Origin of the sequence: Kineosporia sp. A_224 (assembly GCF_002198655.1) — a bacterium.
Classification (GTDB): Bacteria; Actinomycetota; Actinomycetes; order Actinomycetales; family Kineosporiaceae; genus R-H-3.
In genome coordinates, this window is record NZ_MWLN01000180.1 from 1 (window position 1) to 6,585 (window position 6,585).

6 protein-coding genes are annotated in these 6,585 nt (G+C 71.3%); 5 read left to right on the top strand and 1 reads right to left on the bottom strand.

The annotated features are described in order from the left end of the window. The 5 genes from EDJALFJO_RS18460 to EDJALFJO_RS18480 all read left to right on the top strand — a co-directional run. Positions 1 to 410 (top strand): calcium-binding protein (locus EDJALFJO_RS18460; protein WP_088287789.1); only part of this gene is annotated, 410 nt, incomplete at its 5' end. Between the two features lie 47 nt (positions 411 to 457). Further along, a complete protein-coding gene (locus tag EDJALFJO_RS18465) occupies positions 458 to 1,411 on the top strand; it encodes an IclR family transcriptional regulator (protein WP_233149936.1) in 954 nt (317 codons plus the stop codon). Between the two features lie 260 nt (positions 1,412 to 1,671). Further along, positions 1,672 to 2,715 (top strand): glycine betaine/L-proline ABC transporter ATP-binding protein, encoded by a 1,044-nt coding sequence (locus tag EDJALFJO_RS18470; protein ID WP_088287790.1) that lies wholly within the window; start codon positions 1,672 to 1,674, stop codon positions 2,713 to 2,715. 1 nt (position 2,716) lies between these two features. Further along, positions 2,717 to 4,750, top strand: coding sequence for a proline/glycine betaine ABC transporter permease (locus EDJALFJO_RS18475; protein ID WP_088287791.1), 2,034 nt, complete (start codon positions 2,717 to 2,719; stop codon positions 4,748 to 4,750). An 80-nt stretch (positions 4,751 to 4,830) separates the two neighbouring features. Then, positions 4,831 to 5,844, top strand: coding sequence for an ABC transporter substrate-binding protein (locus tag EDJALFJO_RS18480; RefSeq protein WP_088287792.1), 1,014 nt, complete (start codon positions 4,831 to 4,833; stop codon positions 5,842 to 5,844). Positions 5,845 to 5,915: 71 nt separating this feature from the next. Here the strand turns inward: EDJALFJO_RS18480 and EDJALFJO_RS18485 are convergent, their stop codons facing one another. Next, on the bottom strand, positions 5,916 to 6,266 hold the full coding sequence (locus EDJALFJO_RS18485; RefSeq protein ID WP_088287793.1) for a hypothetical protein: 351 nt from the start codon (positions 6,264 to 6,266) through the stop codon (positions 5,916 to 5,918). Positions 6,267 to 6,585 lie beyond the last annotated feature (319 nt).

Sequence of the window (6,585 nt, forward strand, 5' to 3'; positions counted from 1 at the left end):
AACACCGTGACGCCCGTGTCCCCCGCGCACTCGTCGGCACGCCGGACGACGACGACCTCATGGGCACCGTCGGCAACGACGTCATCTGGTCGCTCGGCGGCAACGACACCGTCCGCGGCGGCGGCGGCATCGACACGATCTGCGCCGGTCCGGGCAACGACTTCGTCTACGGCGAGGCCGGGGACGACGTCCTGTACGGCGAGGGCGGCGACGACCGCGTCTACGGCGGCGACGGGGCCGACAAGGTCCAGGGCAGCGACGGCAACGACGTCCTCAACGGGGAGGCCGGCTCCGACAAGCTCGGCGGCGGCCTCGGCGACGACACGCTGGACGGCGGGCCGGCGACCGACGAGTGCGCGGGGGACACGGGCGTCACGGTGTTCCTCGAGTGCGAGAAGACGACGCCCTGACGGGGGAGTGACGGCAGGTCCGGCGGTGCCGGACCTACCGTGAGGCGATGCAGCGGCGACGGCGTGCCCCCGGGTTCGCCGTCGCCCTGCTCGCCGTCGCGCGGGCGGCCGTCGTCGCGGCGCTCGTGCTCGCGACGGTGCTGCTGGGCAGCCGCCCGGGGCGGTTCGGGCTGACGTCCGGTGCGTATTGCGCTTACTGTTCCGCCATGAGCAACGCCATGGAGGGCGCGACGGGCCCGGTGCAGTCCGTGGACCGTGCTCTCACGGTGCTCTCGCTGCTCGCCTCGAACGGCGAGATGGGGGTCACTGAGCTGTCCGCGGAGCTCGGCGTCCACAAGTCGACGGCCTTCCGGCTCGTGTCGACCCTCGAGGCGCACGACCTCGTCGAGCAGGTCAGCGACCGGGGCAAGTTCCGACTGGGGGTCGGCGTCCTCCGGCTCGCGGGGGCGACGACGGTGCGGCTCGACCTCGTCCAGGAGTCCCGGCCCGTCACCGCCAGGCTCGCCCAGGTCGTCGGCGAGACGGTCAACGTCGCGGTGCTCTCCGGGCGCGAGGCGCTCTACCTCGACCAGGTGCAGGGTCCGTCGTCGCTCGCGCTGCACAACTGGGCCGGCCAGCGGATCCCGCTGCACGCGACGAGCAACGGCAAGATCCTGCTCGCGTTCGGCCCGCCGGCCCTGCTCGCCGAGCTCGGCTCGCCGCTGCCCCGGTTCACCGCCGGCACCGTGACCGACCCCTCGGCCGTCGAGGCCGAGCTCGTGGAGGTCCGGGCCCGCGGCTGGTCGGTCGCGGTCGACGAGCTGGAGATGGGCCTGACCGCGATCGCCGCTCCGATCACCGGGTCCTCCGGCACCGTCGTGGCGTCGCTCAGTGCGTCCGGCCCGACGTTCCGGCTCCCGGCCGAGCGGATCCCGGACGTCGCGGCGAAGGTGGTCGCGGCCGCGCGGGAGGTCTCGCACCGGCTCGGCTGGCACGGCCTCCAGCACGCCACGGGCGCCTGACCGATAGGTTCTGCTCCGCACGGTTCGTCACGGAGCGTCCCTCGGGGCTGCGCGTGCCGCTGCCATGTGAACCCAAGGTCACGTTCTCGCGGCAACCCGTCGCGCAGGGGCGCCAGAGTCTTGACGTTGGGCGCACGAGCGCACAATCCTGTTCCCCTACAAGCACTGCGATGCGTCATACGCAACAGGCGAAGGTGTTACCCGGTCAGACCCGACCGCTGTGACCGGCGTGCGAGCGCCGACGACGAGGAGGCCCTTCGATGCCCGGTGACCTGTCGCCCGTCATCTCGGTCCGCGACCTGTGGAAAGTCTTCGGTCCCAAGGCCGAGGCCGTCCCGAAGTCCGAGGAGCTGTCCGCGCTCGGCCGCCGCGAGCTCATGGACCGGACGGGCTGCACCGCCGCCGTCCGTGACGTGAGCTTCGACATCGCCCCCGGCGAGGTCTTCGTCGTCATGGGCCTGTCCGGCTCCGGCAAGTCGACGCTCGTGCGCTGCCTCAACCGGCTCATCGAGCCGACATCGGGAACGCTCACGTTCGAGGGCGAGGACCTGCTCGCCGCGGACGCCGCCCGGCTGCGCGAGCTGCGCCGGCTCAAGTTCTCCATGGTGTTCCAGCACTTCGGCCTCCTGCCGCACCGGCGCGTCGTCGAGAACGTGGCCTACGGCCTCGAGATCCGCGGCATGGGCAAGACGGAGCGCACGAAGAAGGCGATGGAGGTCATCGAGCTCGTCGGCCTGCTCGGCTACGAGAAGTCCTACCCCGACCAGCTCTCCGGCGGCATGCAGCAGCGCGTGGGCCTGGCGCGCGCGCTCGCCGGGGACCCGGACGTCCTGTTCTTCGACGAGCCGTTCTCGGCGCTCGACCCGCTGATCCGGCGGGACATGCAGAACGAGGTCATCCGGCTGCACCACGAGGTCGGCAAGACGATGGTCTTCATCACGCACGACCTCTCCGAGGCGCTCAAGCTCGGCGACCGGATCCTCATCATGCGAGACGGCAAGATGATCCAGACGGGCACCGGGGACGAGCTCGTCGGCGCCCCGGCGGACGACTACGTGCGTGACTTCGTCAGCGACGTCAACCGCTCCCACGTGCTGACCCTGCGCTGGATCATGCGCCCGCCGCGCCCCGACGACCCGCTCGACGGCCCGGTGCTCAGCCGGGACGTCCTCGTCCACGAGGCGACCCGGGTCGTCCTCGACTCGGACAAGCCGATCCGGGTCATGGAGAACGGCGAGCTCCTCGGGGTCGTCGGGAACGAGGAGATCCTCGGCGTCATCGCCGCGGTGACGGAGGGCAGCTGACATGGCTGTGCTCGAGGCCGCGAAGACGACCCGCCCGCCGGCCGCCCCGCCGGCCGCGACCCCGACCGGCCCGGTCTGGGCGGCGCACCGCGGGGCCGTCGTCGCAGGCGTCATCGCCGTGTGGGTCGTGCTCTGGGCCCTGCTGCGCAACCGGTTCACGCTGACCCTCGACACGGCGTCGACGACCGACCTGCACCTGCGCATCAACGACGTCCGGGACTCGATCGACGCCGGGCGCAACTCGAACCCGCTGTTCCTCTACGTCTTCAACGAGATCCGGCTCGTCATCGACGCCCTGACGAACGCGATCTCCGGGCTCATCGCCCAGCCCGCGTTCGGCCGCCCCGTGCCGCTGCTCGGCTGGCTCGGCGTCGTCGCCGTCGTCATGTTCGTCGCGTGGGCCCTCGGCAACGGCCGGGTCAGCCTGCTCGCCGGGGCGGTGTTCGTCTTCTTCGGGCTGCAGGGCCTGTGGACCCAGGCCATGGACACCCTCGCGCTCACCCTCGCCGCGGTGCTCGTGTCGCTGCTCATCGGCATCCCGCTCGGGGTCTGGGCCGGGCTGTCCGACCGGGTGAACCGGGTCCTCACGCCGGTGCTCGACTTCATGCAGACGATGCCGACCTTCGTCTACCTCGCACCGCTGACGCTCTTCTTCCTCATCGGGCCGGCCTCCGCGGTCATCGCGACGCTCATCTACGCCGCGCCGCCGGCGATCCGGATCACCGCGCACGGCATCCGCTCGGTCGCCCCCGCGACCGTCGAGGCGAGCGTCGCGCTCGGGTCGACGCCCCGGCAGACCCTTTTCCGCGTCCTGCTCCCGGTCGCCCGGCGCACGATCGTCCTCGGCATCAACCAGACGATCATGGCCGCGCTGTCGATGGTGACGATCGCCGCCCTCATCGACGCGCCCGGCCTGGGGCAGAACGTCCTCAAGGCGCTGCAGACGCTCGACGTCGGGACGGCGTTCAACGCGGGCATGTCGATCGTCCTCATGGCGATCGTCCTCGACCGCGTGACGACGGCGATGAGCGAGCGGGTCGAGGTCGCGCGGCTCATGACCCCGCAGGCGATCGCCCGCCGGCCGTACCTGCTCGGCGCCGGCGCCGTCGCCACCCTCGTGTGCGTCTACCTGTCGTACACGTTCGCCAACTACGCGGTCTTCCCGACGCCCGAGGGGACGTCGCTCGGCTACATCGGCGACGACATCGCCGGCGCTGCTGACGCGGTCAAGGACTGGGCGCAGTCCAACCTCACGTTCTTCACCCAGACCTGGAAGGACGTCTCGACGGCGTGGTTCCTCGACCCGGTCGAGCACCTCCTCGTCGAGTCGCCGTGGTTCGTCGTCGTCGCGGTGGCCGTCGTGCTCAGCCTGGTCATCGGCAACGTGCGCGCCGCCGTGACCACGGCCGTGTGCCTCGCCGTCGTCATCGGCACCGGCCTGTGGTCGGACACGATGACGACGCTCGCCGCGGTCCTCGTCGCGACGGTGCTCACCGTGCTCATCGGGGTCCTCGTCGGGGTCTGGATGGGCCGCAGCCGGGGTGCCGACCGGGCGATCCGGCCGGTCCTCGACGCCGCCCAGGTCATGCCGTCGTTCGTCTACCTCATCCCCTTCGTCGCGCTCTTCGGGGCGACCCGGTTCACGGCGATCGTCGCGGCCGTCGTCTACTCCGCGCCGATCGCCATCAAGCTCGTCGCGGACGGCATCCGCAACGTGTCCGCGACGACCGTCGAGGCGGCGCTCTCGGCCGGGACGAGCACGCTGCAGATGATCCGCAAGGTGCAGTTGCCGATGGCCCGCGAGGCGCTCGTGCTCGCGACGAACCAGGGCCTCATCTACGTGCTCTCGATGGTGGTGATCGGTGGCCTCATCGGCGCCGGCGCCCTCGGTTACGACGTCGTGGCCGGCTTCCGGCAGAGCACGTACTTCGGCAAGGGCCTCGCGGCCGGTCTGGCGATCGTCATGCTCGGCGTGATGCTCGACCGGGTCACCCAGGCGGCGTCCGGCCGCACCGGGGGCGCGAAGAGGCGCTGAGCGAGCACGAACGGACGGCGCCGCCCCCGGCGCCGACCGACCAAGGACCGGCCGCCACCAGGGCGGTCGTGACGAGGAGGATGGAATTGACTCGAATCGGTAGCCCCCGCGGGGTGCGGCGGACCGCCCGCGTCGCGCTCGTCGCGACGTTCGCGCTCGCGCTCGCCGCCTGCGGCGGGGCCAAGGTGGGCGAGGACACGACGTCGTCGGCGGCACCGGCAGCCGGCGGGTCCGGCACGGCCGCGGCCTGCGGCACGGTGAACATCGCCATCAACCCCTGGGTCGGGTACGAGGCCGACGCGGCGGTCGTCGCGGAGCTGCTCCAGAGCAAGCTCGGCTGCACCGTTGTCAAGAAGAACCTCGACGAGCAGGTCTCGTGGCAGGGCTTCGGCACCGGCGAGGTCGACGTCATCCTCGAGAACTGGGGCCACGAGGACCTCAAGAAGAAGTACATCGAGGAGCAGAAGGTCGCCGTCGAGGTCGGTCCGACCGGCCGTGAGGGCAAGATCGGCTGGTTCGTCGTGCCGTGGATGGCCGAGAAGTACCCGGACATCACCGACTCCAAGAACCTCAACAAGTACGCCGACCTGTTCAAGACGTCGGAGTCCGGCGGCAAGGGGCAGTTCCTGGACGGCGACCCCGGCTTCGTGACGATCGACGGCCCGCTCATCAAGAACCTGGGCCTCAACTTCAAGGTCGTCTACACCGGCAGCGAGGCGGCGCTCATCACGTCGTTCCGCCAGGCGGAGAAGGAGAAGAAGCCGGCCATCGGCTACTTCTACTCGCCGCAGTGGTTCCTCTCCGAGGTGCCGCTCGTCAACGTCAAGCTCCCGGAGTACACCGCCGGCTGCGACGCCGACCCGAAGACGGTCGCGTGCGACTACCCGGTCTACAACCTCGACAAGATCGCGAGCGCGAAGTTCGCGACGTCGGGCAGCCCGGGCTACGACTTCGTCAAGAAGTTCCAGTGGACGAACGACGACCAGAACGTCGTGGCGAAGTACATCGCGGTCGACAAGATGTCGCCCGAGGACGCCGCGAAGAAGTGGATCGCCGACAACCAGGCCAAGGTCGACGCCTGGTTCGCCTCCTGACCGGCACCTGACAGCAGCCCGTCCGACGAGGGCCGTCCCGCACCTGCGGGGCGGCCCTCGCCGCGTCCGGGTCAGGGCGACAGGGTGTCGGTCGGTGTGGGGGTGGGCGTCGTGGTCACGGTCTCGGACGGGGTCGGGGTCGGCCCCGGGCCGCCGCCCGGACCGGACGTGGACCCGGTGGACCCGCCGTCGGACGCACCGGTCGTCGTCGTCGGACTCGGGGTGGCGGCTCCGCCGCCGTTACCGCTCCCGCCGCCCCCGCAGGAGCCGGAGGTCGCCCGGTCGGCGAGCTGCACCTGGAAGCAGCCGAGCGACTCCGCGACGACCCCGCCGACCGTCGAGACGCCGACGATCGCCGCCATCGCGATGCCCGCGACGAGCAGGCCGTACTCCAGGCCCGTGGCCCCACGGTCGGCGCGCAAGCCGCCCCCTCCCTCCGGTCTCCGTGCTGCCGGTGACCACCGGCTTCCCCCGCACGGCACGCAGTGTCATCGAATGACGACACTGCGTCTCCATTCTGACCTGAGACGCTCCATCGTGCGCCCCGGCTCACCGATCACGGCATCGGAAGAATGGCGGAGATTCGGCAGAAAGCGGCATTCCGGGCCGTCGTCAGGACGGCGGGACCGGCGGGACGTCCGGACCCGGCCCGACCGGCCCGGGGACCGGTGCAGGGGTCGGCGGCACCGGCGACGGCGGCTCGAGCGGCTCGGGCGGTACCGGGGAGGGCGGCTCCGGCGA